Annotated in this window: 18 protein-coding genes, 1 tRNA gene and 1 riboswitch; of the genes, 6 read left to right on the plus strand and 13 right to left on the minus strand. The window is 46.8% G+C overall.

The annotated features are described in order from the left end of the window. Window positions 1-12: 12 nt before the first annotated feature. Window positions 13-233: riboswitch (cobalamin riboswitch) on the minus strand. 11 nt (window positions 234-244) lie between these two features. Next, window positions 245-1,783, minus strand: coding sequence for a carbon-nitrogen hydrolase family protein (locus tag C234_RS0103120; protein ID WP_027324573.1), 1,539 nt, complete (start codon window positions 1,781-1,783; stop codon window positions 245-247). Between the two features lie 223 nt (window positions 1,784-2,006). Between C234_RS0103120 and thiD the strand changes: the two genes are divergently transcribed. From thiD to C234_RS0103150, 5 genes are all read left to right on the plus strand, one after another. Further along, entirely contained in the window at window positions 2,007-2,801 is a 795-nt protein-coding gene (gene thiD / locus C234_RS0103125) for a bifunctional hydroxymethylpyrimidine kinase/phosphomethylpyrimidine kinase (protein ID WP_027324574.1), read from the plus strand. Window positions 2,802-2,891: 90 nt separating this feature from the next. Further along, the gene (gene fabD / locus C234_RS0103130; RefSeq protein WP_027324575.1) at window positions 2,892-3,779 is read left to right on the plus strand and encodes an ACP S-malonyltransferase; all 888 of its coding nucleotides are present in this window, start codon (window positions 2,892-2,894) and stop codon (window positions 3,777-3,779) included. A 982-nt stretch (window positions 3,780-4,761) separates the two neighbouring features. Further along, the gene (locus C234_RS0103140; protein ID WP_027324577.1) at window positions 4,762-5,025 is read left to right on the plus strand and encodes a hypothetical protein; all 264 of its coding nucleotides are present in this window, start codon (window positions 4,762-4,764) and stop codon (window positions 5,023-5,025) included. A 23-nt stretch (window positions 5,026-5,048) separates the two neighbouring features. Then, window positions 5,049-5,846 (plus strand): patatin-like phospholipase family protein, encoded by a 798-nt coding sequence (locus C234_RS0103145; RefSeq protein WP_027324578.1) that lies wholly within the window; start codon window positions 5,049-5,051, stop codon window positions 5,844-5,846. A 59-nt stretch (window positions 5,847-5,905) separates the two neighbouring features. Further along, the gene (locus C234_RS0103150) at window positions 5,906-7,603 is read left to right on the plus strand and encodes an alpha-amylase family protein (RefSeq protein ID WP_027324579.1); all 1,698 of its coding nucleotides are present in this window, start codon (window positions 5,906-5,908) and stop codon (window positions 7,601-7,603) included. A 114-nt stretch (window positions 7,604-7,717) separates the two neighbouring features. On the opposite strand, the gene C234_RS0103155 is transcribed toward C234_RS0103150, so the two are convergent. From C234_RS0103155 to C234_RS0103215, 12 genes are all read right to left on the minus strand, one after another. Beyond that, window positions 7,718-9,730, minus strand: a complete 2,013-nt coding sequence (locus C234_RS0103155; RefSeq protein ID WP_027324580.1) for an alpha amylase C-terminal domain-containing protein — start codon at window positions 9,728-9,730, stop codon at window positions 7,718-7,720. A gap of 19 nt (window positions 9,731-9,749) precedes the next feature. Next, window positions 9,750-10,196, minus strand: coding sequence for a NanQ anomerase/TabA/YiaL family protein (locus C234_RS0103160; protein WP_027324581.1), 447 nt, complete (start codon window positions 10,194-10,196; stop codon window positions 9,750-9,752). Window positions 10,197-10,236: 40 nt separating this feature from the next. Further along, window positions 10,237-10,902, minus strand: coding sequence for a DUF2461 domain-containing protein (locus C234_RS0103165; protein ID WP_021646997.1), 666 nt, complete (start codon window positions 10,900-10,902; stop codon window positions 10,237-10,239). 75 nt (window positions 10,903-10,977) lie between these two features. Next, on the minus strand, window positions 10,978-11,574 hold the full coding sequence (locus tag C234_RS0103170; RefSeq protein WP_027324582.1) for an aminotransferase class IV family protein: 597 nt from the start codon (window positions 11,572-11,574) through the stop codon (window positions 10,978-10,980). After that, window positions 11,558-12,556: an aminodeoxychorismate synthase component I gene (locus tag C234_RS0103175; RefSeq protein ID WP_027324583.1), complete on the minus strand. Its 999-nt coding sequence runs from the start codon at window positions 12,554-12,556 to the stop codon at window positions 11,558-11,560. The genes C234_RS0103170 and C234_RS0103175 overlap by 17 nt, the downstream gene beginning before the upstream one ends. A gap of 447 nt (window positions 12,557-13,003) precedes the next feature. Then, entirely contained in the window at window positions 13,004-13,735 is a 732-nt protein-coding gene (locus C234_RS0103185) for a tetratricopeptide repeat protein (RefSeq protein ID WP_027324584.1), read from the minus strand. A 399-nt stretch (window positions 13,736-14,134) separates the two neighbouring features. Further along, window positions 14,135-14,497 (minus strand): helix-turn-helix domain-containing protein, encoded by a 363-nt coding sequence (locus C234_RS0103190; protein WP_027324585.1) that lies wholly within the window; start codon window positions 14,495-14,497, stop codon window positions 14,135-14,137. A 14-nt stretch (window positions 14,498-14,511) separates the two neighbouring features. Then, entirely contained in the window at window positions 14,512-14,811 is a 300-nt protein-coding gene (locus C234_RS0103195; protein ID WP_027324586.1) for a type II toxin-antitoxin system HigB family toxin, read from the minus strand. Between the two features lie 226 nt (window positions 14,812-15,037). Then, window positions 15,038-15,111, minus strand: a tRNA-Arg gene (locus tag C234_RS0103200). 201 nt (window positions 15,112-15,312) lie between these two features. Continuing rightward, on the minus strand, window positions 15,313-16,767 hold the full coding sequence (locus C234_RS0103205) for an AbgT family transporter (RefSeq protein ID WP_027324587.1): 1,455 nt from the start codon (window positions 16,765-16,767) through the stop codon (window positions 15,313-15,315). Beyond that, window positions 16,757-17,485 (minus strand): DUF5932 domain-containing protein, encoded by a 729-nt coding sequence (locus C234_RS0103210; RefSeq protein WP_021645822.1) that lies wholly within the window; start codon window positions 17,483-17,485, stop codon window positions 16,757-16,759. Before C234_RS0103210 ends, C234_RS0103205 begins: the two co-directional genes overlap by 11 nt. 37 nt (window positions 17,486-17,522) lie before the next feature. Beyond that, window positions 17,523-21,833: a DUF5113 domain-containing protein gene (locus C234_RS0103215; protein ID WP_081688102.1), complete on the minus strand. Its 4,311-nt coding sequence runs from the start codon at window positions 21,831-21,833 to the stop codon at window positions 17,523-17,525. Between the two features lie 152 nt (window positions 21,834-21,985). On the opposite strand from C234_RS0103215, the gene C234_RS0103220 reads away from it, so the two are divergent. Then, entirely contained in the window at window positions 21,986-22,924 is a 939-nt protein-coding gene (locus C234_RS0103220) for a ribose-phosphate pyrophosphokinase (RefSeq protein ID WP_027324589.1), read from the plus strand. The last annotated feature ends 338 nt before the right edge of the window (window positions 22,925-23,262 follow it).

Below are 23,262 nucleotides of genomic sequence, written 5' to 3' on the forward strand. Positions count from 1 at the left end.
CCCACGAGTAGAAACAGCCTTTGATGAACGGCAGGTCTTCTGACTGACTCCTCATTTCCGACGCCTTCCCGGCGCTTCGTCTCCTCGAAGCAGCCAGTGGCCATTATAGTATTTATCGTAATTTATAAAAACGGAGTTTCACAGCAGCGGGACTGTCCGGGATTTGCACCCGATTCCCTTTTCATCCGGATAGAGGAAGAACTCTGCCCGGAACCAATTCGGCAACAAAGATAATGGAATTTAGTTATTTCTTATATCTTACTTCATACAAATCATTTCTGCGATCTTTCAAATTACGCACGCTTCCGTAAGTATGAAGTTCGTTCAGCAAATCAAGGTCTACGTCCGAAACCAAAATCATTTCCGTATTCGGTGTCGCTTCCGCACGTTTCCCGTCTGTAGGGAAAGGGAAGTCGCACGGAGTAAACACTCCCGACTGCGCATATTGGATATCCATGTTATGTACACGCGGAAGATTACCCACAGAACCGGCAATCACCACAAAACATTCGTTTTCGATGGCACGTGCCTGGGCGCAGGCACGAACACGGGAATAGGCATTTTGCGTATCTGTTACAAACGGAACAAACAAAATCTGCATGCCTTGATCGGCCATCAATCGCGAAAGTTCGGGAAACTCCACATCGTAGCAAATCAATACACCGATTCTGGCACAATCGGTGTCGAAGGTTCTCAAAGATTTTCCGCCCCTTAGTCCCCAGCTTTTGATTTCGTCCGGAGTAACATGCAATTTCTCATACATTTCATACGTCCCGTCACGGCGGCAAAGAAAGCCAACGTTATACAACATTCCGTCTTCCTTCAGCAATGGCATGCTGCCGGTAATGATATTGATGTTGTAGCTGATGGCCAGATTGACGAATCGCTCGCGAATTTCCTCGGTATATCCCGCCAGCCCGCGAATGGCTTGCGATTCGCCCTGATCATTATATTTAGACATCAGCGGAGCGTTGAAATATTCGGGGAAAAGAATAAAATCGCTCTTATAATCGGATACCGCATCTACAAAAAACTCTACTTGTTCGAACAGGTCATCCAATGTATGATAGCTGCGCATCTGCCATTGCACCAAGCCTACGCGAACGGTCGTCTTAGGCGATATGTATTCCTGAGTAGGCGCCTGATAATAAATATTGTCCCATTGCAGCAAACAGGCGTAATGCTTCGATTCTTCATCATTGGGCAAGTAGTTTGTCATAACCTTGCGAACGTGAAAATCATTAGACAGTTGGAAAGTCAACACCGGGTCGTATATTTCACGCTGCCGCACGCGCGCGATATACTCTTTCGGACGCATCCGATCGGCATATTTATAGTAATTCGGAATGCGACCGCCAAACATGATCGCTTTTAAATTCAACGTTTCACAAAGCTCTTTGCGATATTCGTACATGCGGCGGGCCAGTCGCAGACCGCGGTATTCGGGATGGATAAAGACTTCAATTCCATATAGAATATTGCCGTTGGGATTATGCGTGTTAAATGTTTCTTTGCCTGTGACTTGGGCGTATGTATGATCGTTCTTCACTTTATCATAATCGACAATGATAGACAACGCACAGCCGACAATCTTATTGTCCACAATAGTGACAATCTGACCTTCCGGGAAAATTCGAATCAGAGTTTCGATTTGCCGGCGTGTCCAAAAAACGTCACTCCCTCCCGAATAAACACGAGTAAATGATTGGGACAATTGCGAATAATCTTCTATCTGAAGATTTCTAAGTTCCACTTTATTAATTTTAATCGGATGCTGTTCCATGACATATATATTTAGTAGGTATAAAAGCAAATATACGAATTATACTTATCAATTGCACATACTTCATAGAGAAAGTTAGAAATACCCGCAAAGCACCACCGGTAAATCTAATTTGGAGAAAAAAAACGACATAGATTGAAGCTCTTCATGCTGCTTCTCCCCAAAATCTGTTTGACATTTTCTTCTTTTTCTCTATCTTTACCGCAAATCTGCAAACAGCGAAATGAAAAGTCATCCGGTCATTTTATCCATTGCCGGTTCCGACTGCTCCGGAGGAGCCGGAATACAGGCGGACATGAAGACAATCTCGGCATTGGGCGGGTATGCGGCAACCGCCATCACGGCGATTACCGTACAGAACACGTGGGGCGTAGCGGCGGTATATCCGGTTCCTGCGGATGTCGTACGCGGGCAAATAGAAGCGGTAATGGATGATCTGAAGCCTTCCGCCGTGAAAATCGGGATGATTTATGACGCCGATATGGTAGGAACCATAGCCGCCTGCCTGCGGAAATACCGTCCGGCACACGTTGTTTACGACCCGGTAATGGTATCTACCAGCGGAAAGAGGCTGATGACGGAAGAGGCCGTAGGAAGGGTGAAGCAGGAATTGTTGCCCCTCACCACCCTTGTCACGCCGAATCTTAACGAGGCGGAAATCCTTTCCGGCGAAACGGCGGAGGGCCTGCAAGAGATGCGGGAGGTTGCCCGCAAGTTGGCAGATACTTACCATACTTCGGTGTTGATAAAAGGAGGACATCTGCCGGGCGACAAGGCGTGCGACCTGCTTTGCGCCTCGGGCACAACGTTCGGCTACGAGCAACCGAAGATAGAAAGCCGCAATCTGCACGGAACGGGATGCACGCTTTCTTCCGCCATAGCCACCTATCTTGCGCGGGGATGTTCTTTGCAAGATTCGGTGCGGCAGGCGAAAGACTACATCACCCGCTCCATCCTCGCCGCAAAGGAACTCAACATCGGACACGGCAACGGTCCGTTGTGGCATTTCCATAAGTGAATTGCATAAAAAGCGGTTTTTTGTGCCGCCGTATTGTAAAAAAGTATACCTTTGCGATGCAATTAACAATAAATTAAAAATAGAAAAGACATGAAAGCATTCGTATTTCCCGGTCAAGGCGCCCAATTTGTCGGAATGGGCAAAGACCTGTATGAGAATTCAGCTTTAGCAAAGGACTTGTTTGAAAAAGCCAATGGTATCCTCGGATACCGTATCACAGATATTATGTTCGAAGGAACGGAGGAAGACCTCCGTCAGACAAAGGTAACCCAGCCTGCCGTGTTCCTGCATTCGGTTATCTCTGCGCTTTGCATGGGCGACGACTTCAAACCTGAAATGACCGCCGGGCATTCGCTCGGAGAGTTTTCGGCATTGGTGGCCGCCGGCGCGCTGAGCTTCGAAGACGGTTTGAAGCTGGTTTACGCACGTGCGATGGCGATGCAGAAAGCCTGCGAGAAAACGCCTTCTACAATGGCAGCCATCCTTGCGTTGCCCGACGAAAAGGTGGAAGAGATCTGCGCCTCAGTGTCTGCGGAAGACGAAGTGTGCGTGGCTGCCAACTACAACTGCCCGGGACAAATCGTAATTTCCGGTTCGGTTCCCGGCATCGAAAAGGCGTGCGAACTGATGAAAGCAGCCGGAGCCAAACGCGCGTTGCCGTTGAAAGTCGGCGGAGCGTTTCATTCTCCGTTGATGGATCCGGCAAAGATAGAACTCGCCGCAGCCATTAATGCCACCCATTTCCACACTCCGAAATGCCCGGTATACCAAAACGTAGACGCTTTGCCGCACACCGATCCGGAGGAAATCAAGCAGAATCTGGTGGCGCAACTCACCGCTCCCGTACGTTGGACACAGACTGTTGTAAAAATGATAGCCGACGGTGCGACAGACTTCACCGAGTGCGGTCCCGGCGCAGTGCTTCAAGGGTTGATTAAAAAGATCGACTCTACCGCAAATGCGCACGGTATCGAATAAACAGGCGTAACTTCGGGAGATTCGTTTCGCCGAAAAGCAAACCGGCTCGAAACCAAGCGAGAAGCGGCAGAGGGTGAAAAAAGATTTTGCGGGAAACGAAAAACGAATCGGCGGGGAACCTGACGAGAAATTTCCCAAACGCGCAACGTGGATTGATACAATAATCACAAGATTTATAAGCGAGTGATTATGAAGTTTCCAATTTTACTCCATGCGGATTTATACAATCACCGCAAGCTCAAGGGCTTGTCTCCTATGTATAAATCCGCATTTTTCTGTTTCCGCCATACGGAATCCCCTTACTTCCGCTGCTTCACCGGATTCGTCCCGTCGGTTTTAAAAGTCGTGCTTTGTGCCGGTAAAACCTAACGTTCCATCCGGTTAGAAACTCTTTCCGGATGGACGAAAACCCGGCGCAGGACAGATGAAAATTCCACCTGCTCTTAAATAGAGAGTCTATTGGGGCCGAATAGAAGTTCTGTTTACTCCGGACAGAAGCTCTGCTTTCGAAGAATAGCGCCTCTGATTTCACAGAACAACCTCTCTGATTTCGAAGAATAACGTCTCTGCTCTCGCAGAATAACCCCTCTGATTTCGCAGAACAGAGCTTTGGCTTTCATCAGTGAGAAGCTCTGTTTTCACCCGGCAAAAGCTCTACATCACCTGGACAGAGTCTTCGTTTTTAATCCGACAAAGTGATAGCTTTCATCAAAAGCCTGCCGATTCAGTCCGGCAGAATCATGCTCTTTCTTCCAGACAAAGTTTGTCTACGAGCACACCTATTTCAACACATCCCGCAGAGAATCACACTTTTTCGGGAAAAATCTCCCCGCTTCAAACCGGCAAAACCCCTGTTCCGTTCCCGAAAAAAGCAACGCCCCAATTTGGAACACTTCTGTTTGTTCAAAACCTGTTCTTCTCAAGTTTCCCGGAAAATCTTGTTTCAGACTGCTGCGCCTCTGTTTCTTTCCCCAAAAAGAAGATGAATGAGGCATCCCTCTCCTCCATCGCATCCAAAATCTGCCGCAAATCCGCCGATCCATCACCCTCGAAGAGGGCTTTCGGCAGCATACTTCCACTCGGAATACGTATTGCCGCCCGATTCACAGCGCAGAAAACCTCAAACAACACCATATCATCGCAGTTTCAACCGTATATCCGTTCGGCCGGATTGCAAATCGGACAAAAAACTATCTCCTATCCTTCCGTTACTTTCAATAAATTCATTAAATTCGTGGCGAAGTAAATGAAAAGCAAGAGTAGTTAGTTATGAACGAGAAATGGAATAGCCGGAAATATCAGATAGGCTATGCGCTAAGCGGGGGATTTATCAAAGGATTTGCTCATTTGGGAGTCATGCAGTCCTTGTTGGAACACGACATCAAGCCGGATATCATCTCCGGAGTAAGCGCGGGCGCGCTTGCGGGGGTGTTCTGCGCCGACGGCAACGAGCCTTATCAGGTTATCGAATATTTTGCAGGACATAAGTTTCTCGACCTTACCAAACTTACGATTCCTAAAAGGGGATTGTTCGAATTGAGCGAATTTATGGACTTTCTTCGCACCCATCTGAGGGCCCAACGAATGGAGGAGCTGCAAATACCGCTGATTGTCACAGCCACCGATCTCGACCACGGGCGCATGGTACACTTTCATCGCGGGCCGATAGCCGAACGCATCGCAGCCTCCTGCTGCATGCCCGTGATGTTCGCCCCCGTGAAAATAAACGGTACGAACTACGTAGACGGGGGGCTCCTGATGAATCTTCCCGTTTCTACCCTTCGCAGAGTATGCGACAAGGTGGTCGGGGTAAACGTAAGCCCGCTCATGGCGGAAGACTATAAAATGAATATCCTGACCATCGCCATGCGTTCTTTCCACTTCATGTTCCGCGCAAACACTTTTCCCGAAAGAGCAAAATGCGACTTGCTGATCGAGCCGTACAACCTGAACGGATATAGCAACACGGAACTGGAAAAAGCGGAAGAAATATTCAATCAGGGATACGAAACCGCCAACCGGCTGCTCGGCTCGTTGCTCGAAGAGAAAGGGAAAATATGGAAGTAAAGCCGTTGCGCTTTGCAATACCCAAAAAGAATATCGACACTGAAGAAAAAAACAACATAATGGACAACGAAAAGAAAATCATCATCTATCAGGTTTTTACCCGCCTGTTCGGAAACAACAACAACCATTGCGTGCGCAACGGGGATATCGTTACCAACGGCTGCGGTAAAATGGGAGACTTTACGCTCAAGGCTTTGGGAGAAATCAAAAAGACGGGAGCGACGCATATCTGGTATACCGGCATCATCGAGCATGCCACGCAGACCGATTACCGCCGCTACAACATCCGCCCCGACCATCCCGCCATCGTGAAAGGAAAAGCGGGCTCGCCCTACGCCATTAAGGATTATTACGATGTAGACCCCGATCTGGTGAACGACATACCCGAACGGATGAAGGAATTCGAGAATCTGGTTCGCCGCACGCACCGTGCAGGACTAAAGGTGATAATCGATTTCGTTCCGAACCACGTGTCGCGTCAGTACCATTCGGACATGCAACCCGACGGGACTGTAAACCTCGGAGCCAACGACGACCCGGCGCAATCATTCAGTCCTTACAATAACTTTTATTACATTCCCAAAGCCGAACTCCGCGGACAGTTCGACATGACGGCGGGAGCAGCGGAACCTTACCGGGAGTTTCCCGCCAAGGCGACAGGCAACAACCGGTTCGACGCGACGCCAACGGTGAACGACTGGTATGAAACCATAAAGCTGAATTATGGCATAGACTATCAGAACGGAGGCACGTGCCACTTCTCGCCCACTCCGGATACATGGTTCAAAATGTTGGACATACTGCTGTTCTGGGCTTCGAAAAAGATAGACGCTTTCCGGTGCGACATGGCGGAAATGGTTCCCGTAGAGTTCTGGGAATGGGCGATTCCACAAGTAAAAGAGGCTTATCCCGACATCCTTTTCATCGCCGAAGTCTACAATCCCGCCGAATACCGTAATTACCTGCAACGGGGAAAATTCGATTACCTGTACGATAAAGTCGGCTTGTACGAAACACTTCGCAATGTAATCTGCGGCTTTCAGTCGGCAACAGCCATCACCCAATGTTGGCAAAGCCTGAACGGAATGGAGAAATATATGCTCAACTTCCTCGAAAACCACGACGAGCAGCGCATCGCTTCCGATTTCTTTGCGGGAAACCCGCGCAAAGGTATTCCGGGTCTCATCGTTTCGGCCTGCATGAACACCAATCCGATGATGATCTATTTCGGACAGGAATTCGGCGAACGGGGCATGGACAACGAAGGATTCAGCGGTAAAGACGGGCGAACCACCATATTCGACTATTGGAGCGTGGACACCATCCGAAGGTGGCGGAACGGAGGCAAGTTCGACGGAAAGATGTTATCCGAAGAACACAAGCGTTTGTACACCGTCTACCGGAAAGTGCTCACCCTTTGCAACGAAGAGCAAGCCATCGCTCAAGGGCTTTTCTTCGATCTGATGTACGCGAATATCAACGGATGGAAGTTCAACGAACACCGGCAGTACACATTCATGCGGAAGTTCGGCAATGAGTTGTTGTTTTTTGTAGTCAACTTCGACAGCCAGCCGGTCGACGTTGCCATCAACATACCTTCGCACGCTTTCGACTATCTGCAAATGCCGCAGACCGACGTTTGCAAAGCCACCGAACTGCTGACCGGAAAAGAGGAAGAAATCAGTCTGCTGCCGTATAAAGCCACAGAAGTATCCGTAGGCGGATACAGCGGCAAAATACTGAAAATCATCTTTTGACGGCTTATTCGGGGATATATCACAAAACGACAGCTTTACACCGCCCCGTCGGAATCCCGACACGAGAACAACCGGTGTAAAGCTGTCGCCTGTATCCTACACATCTCCGCTCGCCTACTTCTTCTTCCTCAGCACCACTGCGGTACGGGCGGGGATATAAAGTTTCAGCCATTCTTTCTTTTCTTTCTTATACAAGGGGTCGGCGATGGTAAAGTGAACGACGGAATCATCGGCGAAACCGTTTCCGCCAAACGACACGCTGTCCGTATTCAAGATTGCTTCATACGCTCCGGGAGCAACGAGGAAACCATAGTCGGTAAACGACTGCTTCGGATTGAAGTTGAATACAAACAGCAAATCCTTGCGCGCGTAAGCCAGAATCTGATCGCCGTCGTTGTGCCAGATTTCCTGAACCGGCGTTGCCTGAAAGTCCTTCACGCTTTTGATGGCCTTCAGCATTTCCCTGTCGAAATCCCCCAGATAGTGATAAGCCAGATTCTTATTGTCCACCAAATCCCACTGACGGCGGGCGTACTTATACGACCATCCGTTTCCTTCACGCGGGAAATCGATCCATTCGGGATGCCCGAACTCGTTTCCCATAAAGTTGAGATAACCGCCGTTGATAGTGGATGCGGTCAACAAGCGAATCATTTTGTGCAAAGCTATTCCTCTGTGAACCACATAATTCTCGTCTCCCTTCTGCATGTGCCAATACATATCGGCATCGATCAGGCGGAAAATGATCGTCTTATCGCCTACCAATGCCTGATCATGACTTTCGGTATACGAAACGGTCTTTTCGTCCCGACGGCGATTGGTCACTTCCCAGAACATGCTCGAAGGCTTCCAGTCCTCGTCCACTTTCTCTTTGATCGTTTTAATCCAGTAATCGGGAATATTCATCGCCATGCGGTAATCGAATCCGTAGCCGCCGTCTTCCGCTTTGGCGGCAAGTCCCGGCATCCCCGATACTTCTTCGGCAATGGTTATCGCCTTCGGGTTCACCTGATGAATCAACTTATTGGCCAACGTCAGATAACAAATGGCATTATCATCCTGATGACCGTTGAAGTAATCGCCGTAATTGCAAAAAGCCTCGCCCAATCCGTGACTGTAATAAAGCATGGAAGTAACTCCGTCGAAGCGGAACCCGTCGAATTTGTACTCTTCCAACCAATATTTACAGTTAGACAGCAGGAAGTGAATCACTTCGTTTTTGCCGTAATCAAAGCATAGAGAGTCCCAAGCCGGATGCTCACGCTGCTCGCCCTGATAAAAATACTGGTGAGGATCGCCGGCAAAATTGCCCAATCCTTCCACTTCATTCTTCACAGCATGCGAATGTACGATATCCATGATGACGGCAATGCCCATTTCATGAGCCGTATCGATGAGTTCTTTCAGCTCATCGGGAGTGCCGAATCTTGAAGAGGCCGCAAAGAAGTTGGAAACGTGATAACCGAAACTTCCGTAGTAAGGATGCTCCTGTATGGCCATAATCTGAATACAGTTGTATCCGTCTTCGGCTACACGCGGAAGAATTTTTTCGCGGAATTCGGCATAGCTGCCTACCTTCTCTTCGTTTTGCGCCATTCCGATGTGGCATTCGTAAATAAGCAAAGGAGAAGTGTTCGGCTTGAACGCTTTCTTTTTGAATCGATACGGATTCTCGGGCGCCCATACCTGTGCGCTGAATATATGAGTGCGTTCATCCTGAACCACATAATTGGCCCATGCCGGAATGCGTTCGCCCTGTCCGCCTTCCCAATAGATGTTCAGCTTGTACAAATCGCCGTGATGAATAGCTTCTTCGGGGAGATTGATTTCCCAGTTTCCGTTTTTCAGCTTTTTCAGCTTATAAGCAGCCTGTTCTTCCCAGTTATTGAATGTGCCTACAAGATAAATATGTGTAGCGTTTGGCGCCCATTCACGGAAAACCCATCCTTGCACTGTGCGATGCAATCCAAAATAAAGATAACCCGAAGCAAAGTCGGCAAGGCTTTGCTTCCCTTTGTCGGTCAACTCGGCTTCCTTTTTCAACGCATGCCCGTAACGACCGATAATCGCTTCGGCATAAGGTTCCAGCCAGGGATCATTTTTAATAAGATTCAGAGTCTTTTCCATATCAGAGCAGAATAAAAGGTTATGCTTTCACTTTTACGATTACTTTTTTCACGCCGTCGGGGGTAATGCCGGGCGCATGTCCGTCTTGCGGAAAGAAGATAGCGAACATCCCCGGTTTCAGGGAAACGTAGGTTTCGGCCGCTCCGTCGAAAAATACGATATCGTCTTCGGCATTAAACGGAGCGTCTGCCGGAACACAACGGGCCAAAGGAGTATACCCGATGACTTCAGTCCCCGACAAAGGCAGCTGAATATCGATAAACTCCCTGTGGGCTTCGAGCCTGGCTTCTTCTTTCTTTTTAGGCTTTGTCCGGACGATATTGACTACCAGCTCTTTCCCTTTCACTTCTGTTTTGCCCGCTTCCATGGCTTGCAGGTCGTGCGATTTCAAAAACTCGACAGCTTGTGCGAACAAAGGATTCAAAACCACGTATTTCTCAATGTTTTCTAACGTATCTACTATCATAATAATCTCTCTTTTTAATGTATATATTTTAAAGTTTCAGTCATTCGAAATCATCGATGGTATAGTTGATAAAATCGGCAAAACGCTTGAATTGCCTGAACACCTTTTCTATTTCGTCCAAAGCGCCGGGACGGGTGAAAAAGTCGTCGGGCACTTCATGCGCGCAAATATATTGCTTGCACTTCAAATAGTCGATGTAAGGAAAGTCTTTCGGAAATCCTTTCGGAGCAGTCTTCAGGAAATCATCGCCCACAACGGGAAAATATGTTTTAAACTCCGGATCTTCTACAATCGAGATGTATTCTTCCACGTTGTCGTAAATAGATTGTCTGACAGCCTTCAACACATTCGGGGGCAAGCAGTAGCTTCCTCCCGCGAGCATACACCCGCCGGGCTGCAAATGTATATAATAACCGCAATGATCGGATTTCTTGCCTTTCGCATTGATGTAGCCGCCGAAATGATTCTTGTAAGGGGTTTTATCGGCAGAGAAGCGTGTGTCGCGGTAAATACGGTACGTACAGTCTTTCGGCCGGATTCCCCGGATTGTTTCGTCGAAGAGTGAGAGACGTCCGATGACGGCCTCCAGCAATTTATCAAACTCATTGCGGGCTGTCTCATATTCTTCCCGGTGTTCGTTAAACCATTCGCGATTGTTGTTCGCCGAAAGATCTTTTAAAAACCGGAAGATAAAAGGTGCATTCATTTTAATTGTTTTCAATGATTCACCTACAAACGTACGAATTTTATTTTAAAAAACACACAAAACAGGCAATTATCGCTATAGCATTAAGCTGTTTCCGTCCACCGGAATAATGAGTCGCTCCCAGTCGATCAGGGCATTGAACAGCATGATACGTGAAAAGCAGCCTAATTGCAGCCACGTGATTTCCCGTTCTACTATCAGACCTTTATCCAGAAGTTCCGCACGCTTGGTACCTTTCAGCAAAGGAAAAGCCGGAGTACACCACTTGTTGCCGTCGTAAAGAGCCACATTGGCTATCGAAGTGTCCGTCAGGTATCCGTTCCTCACAATCAATACATCATCTGCCCGACCTCTTTGCCCGAACAAAGCATTCAGTTCGCTCCGGTCGGCACTTTTATAAGTATAGTCGATCGTGTCCGAAGCAATCAGGCGCAAGGAACTTACCTCCCTCATCCGGTAAGGAGCGTATGTCACCTCTTCAATCTCTTCGCCGTACACCACACGGCATTTATAAACGCCTTCCGCAGAAGGTGGCGAGACCACATCGGACAGGGCAACCGGAGCGGAATCTTTCCCGAAAGCCGCACGCGTGCGGTTGAACCGCGCGGCATGATAGTCGAGATTGCATATCCGTCCGTTCTCTATCCTGATGGTTTCAATAAATAGGCACATATACTTTTTGCTTCATTTCATCATACTCGCTTTTCGCTTCACTCCGGCAAGTGATGCCGCCCCCGCTTTTGAAAAAGAGCTTTCCTCCCTCCTGCTCCACAAAACGTATCATGACGGCGCTATCCAGTACGTCGCCATCGAAATATCCCATGACTCCGGTATAAAACCCTCTTTCGTAAGTTTCCGCCTCGGCGATAATCTCCGTTGTCTTCTTTTTAGGCGCGCCGGTAATCGATCCCGCAGGCAAAAGCCGGAAGACGATTTCTCCCAGTCTTTCCTGAAAACGCTCCGGCAAAACTCCCTGAATTTCGGAACTTGTTTGAAGAATCCTTCCCCGATTAGTCTGCAACTCGTCTATATATCGGTAGCGGAATACCGCGACTTGTTCGGCTACCATGCTCAGGTCGTTGCGGATCAAATCGACAATGGTGGCATGTTCGGCAGTTTCCTTCGGGTCTTCCATCAACATCCGGGCCGCATCGGGCAGAGTGGCGTCGATGGTTCCTTTCATCGGATAAGAACTTATTCTCCCCTGCCGTATCCGAACGAATATTTCGGGAGAGAAGACAGTGAACGAGTCTTTTACCCAAAGTTTATACAACGCTTTCGACCGAAAGAAAATGTCTTTCAAACTCAGATTTGTCTCTATCGGCGTGCAACAAGTCAGGTTGGTCAGAAAGCTGTTTCCCGCCAGAATATTTTGCCTGACCACTTGAAACGAACGCCGGTATGCTTCGAAAGATTCCGGAAAAGGTTTCCATAAAACGGGTTCCGCCGAAGGAACCGAACACTCTCTTCGGTCTTTCCCGCTAAGGTTGCTGAAGCCGTTCAGATCGTACAGCACTTCGTTGCCGTCTACCGACGACACTTCTTCTATATAAGAGGCGTTCCGGGCATAATTAATAATAAAAACGAAGGGTGAACCGCTCTTCCCCAATTCATTCATCCGACCGATAGCCTGATTTTTGGTATATAATCGCATATAGCTTTCTTCTTGTTGAAACAAAATAAAGATGAGCAAATGTACGAAACAGAATGCGATAAAAAAACACATAAGGTTGCTTTTTTATTCGTTACCGTGGTTCGGAAAAAAGGCGGCGGGCTTTGAAAAAAACACGGCGGGCTTTGAAAAAAAGGCGGCGGGCTTTGAAAACAAAGACGGCGGGCTTTGAAAACAAAGACGGGCGAGTTTCAGAATCAAGCATGACAGGCTTAGAGATGAGCAGAGAATCTTTGAAGAAAACCCGATAACGAAATATCATTCAATCAACTTGAGAATATTGCTTTACCTGCTTGGAAATAAGGACGATTCCACCTTTTTCACTTTTAAACGGCAAGCAAAAGAAAGGGGTTGCCCACTTCGGCCAGCCCCAACTTCCGGAAACAATCGCAGAAAAGAATGTTTCCGCTATGCGAGTTTCATCAAAAATTACATTGCGCTTTTCACCTGAGTAAGCATCTGCTTTATTTCGGCTCGCTCCGGAGAAACTTTCGCCGCTTCATCCAAGTAACCGACCGATTCTTTGAATCTGGCATCGGCAACAGCTTTTTCAGCCGCATATTTCTCTGCATCGGTATTAGCTAGCGGAGCGGCTTTCTTCAGAATATCGGCGCCATTGTTATAACACAGAACACCAAGGCTGTACAAAGCATCTGTCTTATATTTCTTGTTGTTCAGCGTGCTTACTTTTTTATAACACTCTTCGGCTTCGGCAAGTTTACCGGCTTTTTGAGCGTTAACTCCTGCTTTCAGCAGATAAACGCCATAGCTTTTTTCCAGCGCCTCGTTGCCCGGAACAGCCTTTAGCCCCTCTTCCAAAGTTGCCACATATTCATCATTTTTTTGCTGCGCTTCCAAAGCCATCGCTTTGCGGACGTATGAATTTCCCGTATTATAATTCTTCTGAATAGCTATATCGAAATAAGTTACCGCTTCCGCATACTTCTTCAGCTTATCCGCTGCAATACCGCAATAATAAGCCACTGCAGAGTCATTATTATCGGTAAGTTTCAGGTATTCGCTGAACTTCTCATATGCTACCGGATAGTTTTTCGCATTAAACGCGCTTCCCCCTTCTTTTTTCAGTTGGTTAGGATCATTTTGTGCAAAAAGACCGGATACAGTTATACAAAAGACAAATAAAGGAATTAATTTCTTCATAATTTTAATGTGTTTTTAGTTATTATTCTCTCAAAAGTAAAAGTAATAATAGAAAGGCATATAATAATTTTAGGTTTTTTGTATTTTTTGAATGCTATATAACGTTCGTTCCTTTAGCCGGACAACAAAAAAAGCAGCTACCGGAGTAACTGCTTCACTGTGATTCCGAAGCGATTCGAACGCTTGACCCATAGTTCGGGAATGTCCCCTCGAATCATAAAATAATATCATTTACCCTCAATCGTTACATTGAATAAAGCTGATCTTAAGGAGAATCTTTCTTACCCAGAACATTGATTTTTCGCTCAGCTCAAGTTTAGGGCTATAGCTCTAAAGCCAATAAATATTATTTCTATTCGTATTGCTCAAAAAGGTTATTCGCAAGAGCATCTTAAGCGATCAGTATCCCAACATTGCCTCAGGAGAGATATTAAGTACCCGACAAAGCAATCGCGCTATTCTCAAAGTAGGTTCCGAACGCCCTGATATGTAATCATTCACTCGTGAGGGACTTACACCTATTTCACCGGCAAGTTGCTTTTGAGTCATCCCTTTTTCATTCAAAGAAAATTCGATCAACTCAGCTACAGTTGGCTTTTCTATCGGATAGTGTTCTTTTTCGTAAGCTATCACTATGTCTGAAACAACGGATAGCTCTACCGATTTTTTATCATTTGCAGGGGTGTTCTCGTCAATCAATGGCAAAAGTTCCTCTACTCTTGCCAATGCAAATTCGTATTGCTCTCTTGTAATATTACTCATAACTTTCTCTTCCTTTATATAGTTGAACAATCTATTTTATCATATTCTTTATGAGTACCGACCCAGCGGATAAAGATATATCCGATTGTAAACTTGATCACTACAACCAAGCGGTAATTGTTTCCTTTGACATTGAAAACATAGTGCTGGTTACCGACATAATCAGTAGCGGGAAAATCCACCTTTATATCAGAAAGGGTTTTCCATTCTGCTTTTTCTGTAATATCATACCAACGTTCAAGAGCGATACGACAATCCTCATGACCTTTTGTTTCGTAAAACTCTTTTAATCGTTTATGTGATACAATTCTCATTCTTCTTTTCTTTATTGCAAATATAGGTAATAACTTTGAATTATAGAATATTATACAGGAATAATTCTATAAAACAGATTTTTTCATAGTATTTTCTACATGTTTTCTACAATTTTGCGAAACACCGCACGATTTTCCCCTGAAAAGTAAAGGTAGTAATCAATTGATAATCATATAAATGACGAAAGGCAAGCAGTCTTTTAATCGACTACTTGCCTGTGAGCTGTGATTCCGAAGCGATTCGAACGCTTGACCCACGCCTTAGAAGGGCGTTGCTCTATCCAGCTGAGCTACGGAACCATCCTTAATTGCGGTGCAAAGGTAGTGTTTTTTATAGAATCTCAAAAACATTCCGCCATTTTTTTATGAATAAAAATCTTTATTATTTATTTGTCAACCGCTTACCGATCGAACGTCTTATCGGAAGAATATTGCAATACACGTGTTACCGGGAAAATTGAAAGAAGAAATCCGGATAGAGATATATATTTTTTCCAAAATCTACAATCCCATCGGCAAACCCGACAAGTACCAACATACAAACAAGAGGGTCCATACCAATAATATACACAATGAATACCTCCATGTGTATTTCAACAGCGAACCATAAGTGATGTTTTTATCGTATTGCCGCATGTAAGTCAGCACCAGAGGCATATAGAACAGAAAAGGAGTGATGGCGTTCGTCGAACTGTCTCCGATTCGGAATGCACATTGAGTGACGTCCGGAGAAATACCCATTTGGGCAAATATCGGAATGAAAATGAATGACATGAAAGTCCACTTCGAGGTAGCGGATACCATAATCAGGTTGACAAAGGTAGTGAAGCCGATGAATAAAACAAGCGCGGAGAGCGGAGCGGGTTCAAACGAAGACAATAAATCGGCTCCCATGATGGCCAGGCATTTATCCAGATGGGAATATTCGAAACAAGCGAACATTTGCGCCGCGAAAAAAGCGATGACGAAATAAACGCCCAATAGCTTTATCGGAAGGGTAAGGCCTTCGATCACATCGTTGTCGCCACGATAGTTGCCGGAGCTGAACCCGTATGCCATACCCGTGATTCCTATTCCCAAAGAAAGCAGGAAGAGAATGCCTGCAATGAAAGGCGAGTGCATGAGTCCGCCGTTTACACCGCGCAGAATGCCGTAAGAAGAAAAAGTCAGCCATAAAATGATCGCCACATAAATAGCCGCCACAACCACCGACATCATGATTCCCCGGCGTTCTTTGCGCGATAAGGGCCGATAGGCTTCTACTTTCACCTTTCCTCCGTATTCACCCAAAGCAGGAAGCAGATAACGTATCGTAACCCAATAAACGACACCGGCAATCACCGCAGTCGACACGCTCATAAAGAAGTAATTGCAGAGCGGTTCTGTGTTGCCTTGATATCCGATCAATGTCAAGGCTGCTTCCTGAGTGATATGGGCCAGCAGAGGATCTACCGTACTCAGCACGATATTCGCGCTATAACCGCAAGCCACCGACGCGTATGCCGTCACAATCCCTGCTATGGGATGAAGCCCCACCCATTGAAACAGCATCGCTGCAATAGGGAGCAAAATGATATATCCGCCGTCTCCGATGGCATTCGACAGCAGCCCCAGAATAATCACTCCCCAAATAATCTTCTTTTTATCATGGTTCTTCCCCACCCCCATGCGGATGCATGCATCAATAAAGCCGGAGTGTTGCGCGACTCCCAAGCCGAACATGGCGATAATCACCATGCCCAACGGGGCAAACCCCGTAAAATTCTTGATGGCATTCCGCAACCACCAGCGAATCCCTTCGGGACTCAGCAGGCTTTGCACACGAATGTCTTCGCCGGACTGCGGCAATGTCACCTTTAAACCGTAAATATCACATATCCACGATAAGAAAACGACTGCCAGCGTCAGCAGGAAAAACATCGTCGCCGGGTGAGGTATGCGCCATCTATTCTTCATCCGCTTCCAAATTATCCAGATCAAGAATACGCAATTCCAATGCCCGCACAGCCAGACGGGTGGCATTTACCCCGACACGCTCTCCGTTCGGGAAAAGCCGGCCGATAAGATCGTTCTGTCGCTTTTCCAACGATTTCACACCGAAAGGCATTCCTTTCAGGTTGGCGATCATTTCTTTGGTATATCCCAAAGCCAGGTGACGGAGGAAACGCTCGTCGTATTCATCAATGTCGTAGTTTATCACGGCTTCCTGCCGTTTGGCGTCATTCACCACCGACTGTTTAAAACGGTCTACGATCTTTTCCAGAATAGGATAGTTGAACACGAGCTTCTTTCCGTCCATCACCGCCTGAACATCCGTTTTAGTGAGCAGTTCGCCCGTTTTTAGAATGATTCCGTCGGCTCCGGCGTTCAGCACGTCGACCCATAGTTTCTCATTCAATATTTCGCCGGTAAAGATAAGCACGCGCACGCCCTTATAACGTTTGAAGATGTTTCGGCAAATCTCTACCCCGATAGTGGTAGAGCCTCCGAGTCCGAGATCCAACAATACCAGATCCGGCAATTGAACCTCCATCAACGGCCAGAATTCGCTTTCGGTCATGGCCGTACCGATGACTTCCGCATTCGGAATCTCATGGCGGAAAATCTCTTCCGTCCCTTTCAATTCCAGTTTTACATCTTCTACAATGATGACTTTAAACTTTTTTTCTTCCATTTTCTCTTATTCAAATAACTTTTTATGTGTGTTTCTTTTATTTGCGGGGAACAGTAAAGTAAACGGTAAACCCGCCCTCTTCGGCAGGCTCCGCATTGATGCGGCATCCTCTGCGTCCGGCAAACTCGTCATGATCGCGGATAATCTGTTTGCAGACCAGATATTCCGTTCCTTGAAGCTCGCCTTTGCTTCCGGACGTCATACGCTCCAAATCGGGATAGAAAAGCCTGTTCAGTTCGTCTACGCTCTTTTCACGGCGGGTATCGGTGAAAAGAAAACGAACAAACTCGTCTTCCACGCGAACCTCTAAACGAATCACTCCTTCGCTGCGAACTGTGAGCGCTTCGTCAATCAGGTTTTCCAGCAAGAAGCGAAGCTGATTGACATCACCCAGCACTTTTGCTTCGGCGGATACCGTAACAAACTCGATTTTCTCTTTCAGGTTTTTCGATACTTTCCGGAAATATTTCGCGGTAGCGTCCAGAAGTTCCCGCACCTCAACCGTGCTTCTCCTGAAAGTCACCTCCTCCAGTTGCCGCGACGCGCACGAACTCAATATCGTAAAAATGCCCTTATAGTATTCAATCAATTCAGTAATGGTTTCCACAGCCTCTTTCTCTTCATCCGCAGGAAGATTCTGCCAATGAAGCCGTCCGATGATTTGCTTGATCTTATTGGGATAATACACCGTCTCGTGCTTAATCGTCGACAAACAATTATCGAGCACCATATTCTGCACATGAAGCATGCTGTCTTCCCATGAAGCGCGCCGGGCTTCCTCATGCGCCGACTCGATATCCCTGTACTTGGTAGCCAGTTTTACTACCGCGTTGAATACGACAATAGCCACATAGCGGGCGATAAGCTCGAGAAGCAGATGATCGGTCTCCTGTTCTGTTCCTTCTCTTCGTTCCAGATAGAAGACTCCCACGCACTGATGCTCTCCTCCCGCCTCCACCATCAAAGGCAAAGCCCGGCGGTTCTCTTCATAAAGATACCTGCGAACGTCGAAACACTGCTCTACCAATTCCGGCATTTCCCCGCGGGGATGTGAAGCATACTCCAACTGATGCGTGCTCTCATTGTATACGGCAATTCCCATCCTGTCGATCGAAAGCAGTTCGTTCACCGCTCTGAACGACTTATCCACAATGCTTTGCGGAATCTCCCGAAGCGTGTCTTCTTCTCGTTGAAGCGCTTCGGAGTTCTCCTTGGGCCGAATCAAAGAAGCCGCGAAAACTTTCTGATTGATCTCGAGCACTTGCTCCAGATTCAACCTGTTCTGCAGCCGCTTTCTTAAATATAGGAAATAATAGCCGACGAGAGAGACGATCAGCAAAACGATGCAAAGGATAATACCCACGATTTTGTTATTGTTCGACCGTTCCAACTGCCTGCAATAGCCTTCCAGACTTTTATCCTCCCCCTGCAACTTATACAGGTCGGTAAATGCGGCGTTGTTGTAGCGATAGGCGTTGATCCGTTTCAAAGCCAGAAAAGCGACAGCCGCTTCATTGCGTATGTCGAGAATAACATGGTAGTCGGAATCGAAAAGTTCGTTCCACCAGACAATCTCCGCTGCGGTCCCCTCACCTTCCAACGTCATGTACCGATGCGGACGGGCGCTCCGCGAATACCTCTTGTAATGAGTATTGAGTAGGGTCATCGCAGAGTCTATATATTGCAAAGCCGTCTCGTACTTTTTATCCACATTGGCAAAGTAGGCAGCATTGGCATAATCGGATGCCTCGTCCAGCAACTCTTCGTAAACAGAGTCGGCAATATGGGGCATCACGGTATCCGTTTGCGGATTCGCCGGATGAGATTTATGCACGCACGACGGAAATGCGAAGGGAACCAACATGCAAAGCAATATTCCCAGCGCCTTTCGCACTCCCAGAGGCAGCCGGAAATAGAAACGGCTTCCTTTACCCGGCTCACTTTCCACGTCAAACAAGCAAACCCGGAACAGTTCGTTCGTTTTTTTGTATTTCTCGATAATTCCCTTGCAATTCATCAGTCCGAACCCGCTCCCCTTGTTTTCTTTCAGTTCTTCAGGATCGGCCGCATCTTTCATGCCTATGCTGCGAGAATCATACACCTTTTCACCGATGATGTGGGCAACGTCTTCCGCCGAAAGCCCTCTTCCGTTGTCTTCAACCGAAATCTCCACATACTCGTCCACCGCCTTTGCGTAAATCTTCACATGTCCCCCCTCCGGAGTGTACTTGCGAGCGTTCTCGGCCAGCGTGTTGATCATGAAAAGCGTCAACGCCCGGTCGGCTTTCACCATAAAGTCGGTAGGCTCTATCTCCAGTTTCTGCTTTTTCATCTCGAAGGCTCTGCGCCCCTTTCCCACCAACTCAAAAAGTTCATCGAGCCCGAATGTTTCGATATTGAGGCTGAGCGATCCCTGCTTCATCTTGATCCACAAGGCAAGTATATCGTTATATTCATTGATGGTAGTCACCAGTTCATCGATATACTGATACTTCTCTTTTTTTATCTTTTCATTATTGATATATCCCTTGCCGGTCAACTTGTGAACCTCATTCAAAATACGGTCGATGTAGGGAGTTATACCGTTCACGATGGCCATACAAGCCTTCTTTTCCAGATTCCGGCGTTTATTTCCGGCAATGTGCTGTTCGTAAATATACCGTTGCTTTTCCAATTGGCTGCGTTCATCGCTCAACACCGCAACCATCTGCTCATTGTCCACCGCCCATTCGATATAAGGCTGCAATACATGCACCAATGCCCTTTCATCGCGGCTTAAACGACCCGACGGAACCAATGCCGCTTTCCCGTCTTCCGGTATTTCCAAAGCCATCCTGCCTTCTCCGAACAGTTGATCGATTCCTTTCTGAATCAACGGTACGTTCATCGGTATGGAAGACGTAATATCCTTACAAAGGGAAAGCACCCGTTGCAGACGTTCTATCTCCGCAAGATTGGTTACTTTGGAACGTTTATTGAAGAACCACCATAAAATAATAACCAATACCAGTCCGGAAATTACCAAAAGAAGAACCAGCGTCACCTGTCTCGAACCGGCTTCCAGCGAAAGGTATCGACTCTCCAATTCTTTATCCTGACGGGTATAATTAAGTATATCCAGATAAATATTCCGGTTGTAATCGGAAGCAGCCTTTTGTCCCAACCCGGCATACGAAACACTTAATTGTTCCCTGATACGCGATATCCATTCCGGAACGGTCTTTACCTTATTTTTTCCAATCCATGCCGCACCCATATCCCAAGTCGTATCCCGATCGTCATAAGGGCGCAGTTTATCCGGCGTATCGCTCGAATGATAGTATCGGTAATGATGCCGGTTCACGCACTCCAACGCTTTCGACAAGGTATCCAATGCTTCCGCATAATGGCCGTGCACATTCAGATACCTGCCGATGGTGACATAGGCTCCCGCTATCTGATACAAGTCATCGTACGCACGAAACTTCTGCAAGGAAAGCTGAGCCAGCCGCAAAGGGAGAAGCGAGTCGTGCGGATATCCGAGCTGATTCAGCGCATGCATTCTCCGGCTTCCGAAGAAGTCGACATTGCCGGAAGGAATCATCAGATTGGCAAGTCCCTGCAACCCGTTGCCTTCAAAATAAATCCGGTTGTTTTGAACCGACAAACGCCAAGTCAGGTACAGTTCGTCGAACTCATTCAGTTTCTGCTCATCGGGTGTTTTGCCTTCGGTAAGCGAAGCCGATCCTTTTATATAGTGATAATATAACAGCTGGCTCGTATCATTCCGGATCTCTTCTTCCGGTATTTCTCCGAGCGAAGCCAATGCTTCCCGACGCTGTTGGAGATAATAATAATAAATGGAAGAAACAATGTGAAACTCTGAAAAAGCATAATTCATACGAAGCCTTTCATGGCGTCCGGTAAACAGGTCGCTGTCTTCACGAACGCGCTTCATCCGCCGCAAAGCGCTGTTGCGGTAATCATAGAACTCTTTGTTCATGGCCGTCCGCTGATAGATCTTCATCAATCCGATGTCGGCAATGAGCAGTTCCAGTTCATTTTTGGTCAGTTTATACACTTCTTTATGAAGCGTTTCGGCGCGGTCGAAGTCCATCCTCATGAAAGCGCAAAACCCCAGATTATTGCAAGCCTCGGCTTTCCCCGAATTATAAAATTTCACTTTCCGGTAAGCATAGTCGGCATATTGATAAGAAGAGTCCAGGCTCCGGTAACGAAAAGCATAAGCTTTTCCATTCAACGAATCGATGAGGCTCACCTCTTTCGTCGGCACCATGTCGGTACACGAAAAGAAAGAGGTAAAAAGCAATATACCCGTTACTATATATACAGAAAAACGCGAACTCATTTCATCCGTTGTCTATTTTCAAAGAGCAAATCTACAAATATTTCCGATAAGTTGGAGAGAAATCGTTTTTTTCTACAACAAGTCTTTCAAAATGATAATAGAAATTCCTACCTTTGCAATGAAATTAACAAACAGGTAACAACCATTATACAATGAGCGAAAAAGAACCTTTTATGATATTTTCGGGAACAAACTCGAGATATCTGGCAGAAAAAATCTGCGCAAGCCTTAATTGTCCTTTGGGAAAAATGAACATCACCCATTTCGCCGACGGCGAATTTGCGGTATCTTACGAAGAATCTATTCGCGGAGCACACGTATTTCTTGTTCAATCCACTTTCCCCAATTCCGACAACTTAATGGAACTTCTCCTGATGATCGACGCCGCCAAGCGGGCATCCGCCAAAAGCGTCATAGCAGTCATCCCGTACTTCGGATGGGCCCGTCAGGACAGAAAAGACAAACCACGCGTATCTATCGGCGCGAAACTGGTGGCCGATCTGCTTTCGGTAGCGGGAATCGACCGCTTGATCACGATGGATTTGCACGCAGACCAGATTCAAGGGTTCTTCAATATTCCGGTCGATCACCTTTACGCTTCGGCCGTATTCCTGCCGTACATCGAATCGCTGGAACTGGAAGATTTGGTGATTGCCACGCCCGACGTGGGAGGTTCGAAGCGTGCCAGCACATTCTCCAAATATCTGGGAGTTCCCCTGGTGCTTTGCAACAAATCGCGCGAAAAAGCCAATGAGGTGGCTTCCATGCAGATTATCGGCGATGTGGAAAACAAGAATGTGGTTTTGGTAGACGATATCGTAGATACTGCCGGAACAATTACAAAAGCGGCGAACATCATGCTGGAAGCCGGAGCCAAATCCGTGCGCGCCATTGCCAGCCACTGTGTAATGTCCGACCCTGCTTCATTCCGCGTACAGGAATCGGGCTTGTCTGAAATGGTTTTCACCGACAGTATTCCTTATTCCAAGAAATGTGCGAAAGTAAAACAGCTGAGCATCGCCGATATGTTTGCCGAAACGATTAAAAGAGTGGTAAACAACGAATCCATCAGTTCGCAATACATCATCTGACCGGACACGCAAACCGGAACAATCATCGTGATGTTTCATTTGTTTCATGCCGATGAAACTTTTGTTTCCCACTGGGGAAACTTTTGTTTCATCAGCATGAAACTTTTGTTTCCCGCCGGGGAAACTTTTCTTCCATTTACTTCTTCATAAAGCACATGTGGTTTAATGTTTTTAGTTGATCGCTTTACGGCTTATTTTTAAAGTCGGTTGACTCAGTTAATACTTATTTTTATTATAAGTTGACGCTCGTTTACTTCTTCATAAAGCGACGGCATTATCTCTTTCTCCCGCAAACCGGCACCTCCCGTTGCCCTCTCTCCGTTTTATTTGCAAGCGGG

Origin of the sequence: Bacteroides pyogenes DSM 20611 = JCM 6294, assembly GCF_000428105.1 — a bacterium.
Lineage (GTDB): Bacteria > Bacteroidota > Bacteroidia > Bacteroidales > Bacteroidaceae > Bacteroides > Bacteroides pyogenes.

Bases quoted from the DNA above. Each gene is read 5' to 3' on its own strand.
- C234_RS0103120 (WP_027324573.1), bottom strand. From the start codon at position 1,783: ATGGAACAGCATCCGATTAAAATTAATAAAGTGGAACTTAGAAATCTT.
- thiD (WP_027324574.1), top strand. From the start codon at position 2,007: ATGAAAAGTCATCCGGTCATTTTATCCATTGCCGGTTCCGACTGCTCC.
- fabD (WP_027324575.1), top strand. From the start codon at position 2,892: ATGAAAGCATTCGTATTTCCCGGTCAAGGCGCCCAATTTGTCGGAATG.
- C234_RS0103140 (WP_027324577.1), top strand. From the start codon at position 4,762: ATGAATGAGGCATCCCTCTCCTCCATCGCATCCAAAATCTGCCGCAAA.
- C234_RS0103145 (WP_027324578.1), top strand. From the start codon at position 5,049: ATGAACGAGAAATGGAATAGCCGGAAATATCAGATAGGCTATGCGCTA.
- C234_RS0103150 (WP_027324579.1), top strand. From the start codon at position 5,906: ATGGACAACGAAAAGAAAATCATCATCTATCAGGTTTTTACCCGCCTG.
- C234_RS0103155 (WP_027324580.1), bottom strand. From the start codon at position 9,730: ATGGAAAAGACTCTGAATCTTATTAAAAATGATCCCTGGCTGGAACCT.
- C234_RS0103160 (WP_027324581.1), bottom strand. From the start codon at position 10,196: ATGATAGTAGATACGTTAGAAAACATTGAGAAATACGTGGTTTTGAAT.
- C234_RS0103165 (WP_021646997.1), bottom strand. From the start codon at position 10,902: ATGAATGCACCTTTTATCTTCCGGTTTTTAAAAGATCTTTCGGCGAAC.
- C234_RS0103170 (WP_027324582.1), bottom strand. From the start codon at position 11,574: ATGTGCCTATTTATTGAAACCATCAGGATAGAGAACGGACGGATATGC.
- C234_RS0103175 (WP_027324583.1), bottom strand. From the start codon at position 12,556: ATGCGATTATATACCAAAAATCAGGCTATCGGTCGGATGAATGAATTG.
- C234_RS0103185 (WP_027324584.1), bottom strand. From the start codon at position 13,735: ATGAAGAAATTAATTCCTTTATTTGTCTTTTGTATAACTGTATCCGGT.
- C234_RS0103190 (WP_027324585.1), bottom strand. From the start codon at position 14,497: ATGAGTAATATTACAAGAGAGCAATACGAATTTGCATTGGCAAGAGTA.
- C234_RS0103195 (WP_027324586.1), bottom strand. From the start codon at position 14,811: ATGAGAATTGTATCACATAAACGATTAAAAGAGTTTTACGAAACAAAA.
- C234_RS0103205 (WP_027324587.1), bottom strand. From the start codon at position 16,767: ATGAAGAATAGATGGCGCATACCTCACCCGGCGACGATGTTTTTCCTG.
- C234_RS0103210 (WP_021645822.1), bottom strand. From the start codon at position 17,485: ATGGAAGAAAAAAAGTTTAAAGTCATCATTGTAGAAGATGTAAAACTG.
- C234_RS0103215 (WP_081688102.1), bottom strand. From the start codon at position 21,833: ATGAGTTCGCGTTTTTCTGTATATATAGTAACGGGTATATTGCTTTTT.
- C234_RS0103220 (WP_027324589.1), top strand. From the start codon at position 21,986: ATGAGCGAAAAAGAACCTTTTATGATATTTTCGGGAACAAACTCGAGA.